Genomic DNA, 3,479 nt, shown 5'->3' with positions numbered 1-3,479 from the left:
CCAGTGTCCAGCCAGTTGTTTCGGGTTTGATCTGCATCACTCATCACCTTGTGCTCTAACTTGTATACAAGAGAGAGCACAAGTGATGCCACAAAGAGAATAACTGTTTAAATTCAGTTAGATAGAGTGGCAAATGGGGATTTTATGTACCATCAGGAACGATGCAAACCGCACCAGAAACTGGCAAATGACAGGAGCACGCACCAGAACAAAACGGGATTTTGTACCAGTTTTCCACCTGCCAAATGACTAACATTTGACAAGCAAAATTAAACGTATAATATACGTTTAATTTTGCTTGGAGAAAATCATGAAACTCAAACAGTATCGAGTCAAAGCCGGATTAACCCAAACCGATCTAGCAAAAGCAGTGGGTGTTTCACAACCTAATTATCAGCGCTGGGAATCTGGGGCGGCATCAATACCTGAAGATAAGCTCAACAAGCTGAGCAGCATCTTACAAGTTGACCCAAATACAATAATGGGGCGCCACCCACCCATCGAGGCACGCTTGTACGATACATCTGCTGACGAGAATCTCAATTATTATGGCGAGGTTGCTATACACTTCCGTAATGGTGGAAAGCCTCTATTGATTTCAATCAGTGATGGTGCGTTTAAATGCCTACATACCAGCCTACAATACAATCCTGCCTTTGTTGCCGTGGAAAGCCTTTCAAATCAAACGGTTATTATTAGAACAAAAGCAATAGCCGATTTATATTTCTCAGGTGAAGCTTGTGATGACTATGGTCCTGAGCACGAGAGCTATGAAAAGCCTATAGCATTGCAGTTGCCCGATCCCCGAGACTGGGAAATTGTCGAAGCACTGAAATGTGATGATGAAGAAACTCTGGGAGAATTTGCTCCAGAGGATGTCAAGCGTATTTCAGAACACATCATGATCACGGATGAGCAATATGAACAGCTTATCATTGATGGCCTGATCAAGCCTGAGGACTTGGAAGCCGAGAAAGCAAAGAACTCTGAAGAAACAGACGAAATATTTAACTTGGCAACACAAGTGAAATATCAGTTATCCACTGGACAGCAGCGATCAACACATATATCCAGCGCAAGAGATCTCTATGAGGCTTTTGATTTGTTCACAGATATTGATACTGCATCAGAAATAGAAGACGATCTGATACGCCTACCCATTGAAGACCCATATCGCATTGCTTTCATTAACCCAAAAGCATTGGACTATGTTGTATTTCCAACACACCTATTTCAGCAGGGTCAGATAGAGGTAGACGCTGATTTTCTAGATGATCTGGGTTAAAAATAGCACCTTGAATCGTTCATAAAGAGTCGGATTACGGATAACAACCATCACCCACTCTATCATCAATAATCCTGCTATATTCAACACTATCCCATCAACACAATGCTCAGAGTGCAGTTGCATGGACTTTTTACTTTTCAATTGAGCAGGGACACCATGATTGATCGAGAACAGGTTTATCAACACCCCGATCAGGTCATTGATATCAAGGATTGGGAAGTCCATCGGGACTATGAGGTTTTTCCTGTTGGCGCACGAGAGAAATCGCTGCGTGTATGCCCAGACAATCCCCCTTTTGATTTCTGCTTGCCTGGTCATCGCTACCTGTTCAAGGAGTCGATCAAAAGTGCCAAACATCAAGACCAGCCCCGTTACCCTGATCAGTATTGGGCAGAGCTGATCGCCTTTCGTATTGGAAAAATGATGGGGCTCAGGCTTCCACCAGTTTTTGTGGCGATTGATTCAACCCGAAATGAGCCAGGGACACTGAATGAGTGGTTTATGGGCTATTCGAACAAGGGTGATGAACGCTTTCTTTCTGGTGGTGACTATATGCAACGGCGCATCCCCAGCTATGATAGGGAAAAAGGAAAACAACACAATCTAACTACCATCATCGAGTTAAGCCGTGTGCTGCAGCGTGCAAGATGGCTCAATCAAGACTGGCTGCACTACTGGGGACTGTGTCTCTGTTTTGACGCACTGATCGGAAATACCGATAGGCATCAGGAAAACTGGGGGTTAATCTGGGAAGAATCGGAGTTGAAGGCAAGAGTAAGATTTACTCCCTATTTTGATAATGGTACCAGCCTGGGTCATGAATTACTGCCAGAAAAAATGCAGCGCATGATACACGACCACAACGAACTTAATGCCTACCTTCGCAGAGGCAGACACCAGATGCGATGGACTGCCAACGATCAGCAACGCCTGCCCTTAATTGGCGGCATCACACGGTACTGCAATCAATACCCAGAAATCAGACCAATTCTGATAGAACATCTTGGACGCCTATGCGAAGATAATCTAAAGACTATGTTGTTCGACCTAACCCGATTTGACCTCCCTCATCCACTGACACAGCAACGCGCAGAATTTATTGCTTTCCTGACATTGACAAGGAAAAGACTCCTGTTGCAGGCACTGGAGAACTGACATGACTCGCTTCATTGAACACTTGGTTGAACCACATCGACTGCTGCTGTGCTGGCAGGCGCATGAAAGCAAAAAGCGTTCTCGCTTTCATATTGGGCAACTGGTAAAACAGGGTGGCCTGGTGCTATTACAGTACAGTGATGATGATGAAATGGCACAAGCCAAGGCCGCAGGATTTAGAGGCTACCCTGCTTTTCCTCTGAAACAGCTGCTGCACAGTCATCAGGTGATGGAAGCATTCACACGCCGCCTACCACCGCGCAATAGGCGCGACTTTGCCCATTACCTAGAGCTTCGCGCCCTTCCTGAAAATGCTGAAATCAGTGACTTCGCCTTGCTCGGCTACACAGGTGCAAAATTGCCTGATGATGGTTTTGAGCTAGTTCATCCTTTCGATGCACCACCCCCAGTATTTGAAGTGCTGATCGAGGTTGCCGGTTTTCGGCACGAAGCTGAGGTAGTAGTGGAAGCACTGCAAACGGGCGACTCCATTCAATTCGTAGAAGAACCCAATAACTGTGCAGATCCCAAGGCCATACGTATGGAGCACAAAGGCCAAAAGCTCGGCTACGTACCCCGAGGACACCTTGCAATGCTTCACCGGATGCTTTCAGAAGGCGCAAACCTTGCGGGTGAAATCTTCCGTATCAACGGCACATCAGCACGCCCACTGGTTTATGTACTGACACAAATCACCCTGACCGAAAACGTGACGATGCAGAACAATCTGCTCAGACAGCAAGCCTGAGCAGGTACTCACCTATCAAACACGACTTCCATCTCGATATGTCCGCAACTTTAACCTTCATGAAGGTAGTCGCAGTAACTCAAGAACTCGCCATATCGGTTCTGATGCTACACCATATCCGCACCACATGCCGGATACCAGAGCCTTCAAGCGGCTGCCAAGCTATAAAACAGCGGCAGCAGGATGGCGGTCACTGCACCGGTCAGGCTCATCGCCAGTGCGGCAAAGGCTCCGGTTTCTTCACCTTCTTCCAGCGCCACGGCAGTTCCTGCTGCATGGGCATTTAAC

At 46.6% G+C, this 3,479-nt stretch carries 4 protein-coding genes; 3 read left to right on the top strand and 1 reads right to left on the bottom strand.

Features of this window, described 5'->3' with window-relative positions; all coding sequences use genetic code 11:
• Positions 1–310: 310 nt before the first annotated feature.
• The 3 genes from IBX50_RS18540 (at position 311) to IBX50_RS18530 (ending at position 3,191) form a co-directional block, all read left to right on the top strand.
• The gene (locus tag IBX50_RS18540; protein ID WP_292257883.1) at positions 311–1,285 is read left to right on the top strand and encodes a helix-turn-helix transcriptional regulator; all 975 of its coding nucleotides are present in this window, start codon (positions 311–313) and stop codon (positions 1,283–1,285) included.
• A 114-nt stretch (positions 1,286–1,399) separates the two neighbouring features.
• Complete coding sequence (locus tag IBX50_RS18535; protein WP_292257882.1) at positions 1,400–2,443, top strand: hypothetical protein; 1,044 nt, start codon at positions 1,400–1,402, stop codon at positions 2,441–2,443.
• A 1-nt stretch (position 2,444) separates the two neighbouring features.
• Positions 2,445–3,191, top strand: coding sequence for an HIRAN domain-containing protein (locus IBX50_RS18530; protein ID WP_292257881.1), 747 nt, complete (start codon positions 2,445–2,447; stop codon positions 3,189–3,191).
• Between the two features lie 146 nt (positions 3,192–3,337).
• Here IBX50_RS18530 and IBX50_RS18525 read toward each other — a convergent pair.
• A partial coding sequence (locus IBX50_RS18525; RefSeq protein ID WP_292257884.1) for an LrgB family protein occupies positions 3,338–3,479 on the bottom strand: 142 nt, incomplete at its 5' end.

Source organism: Marinospirillum sp., from assembly GCF_014859565.1.
The sequence above is the reverse complement of the archived record's forward strand: the minus strand, read 5'-3'. Positions and strand labels throughout refer to the sequence as shown.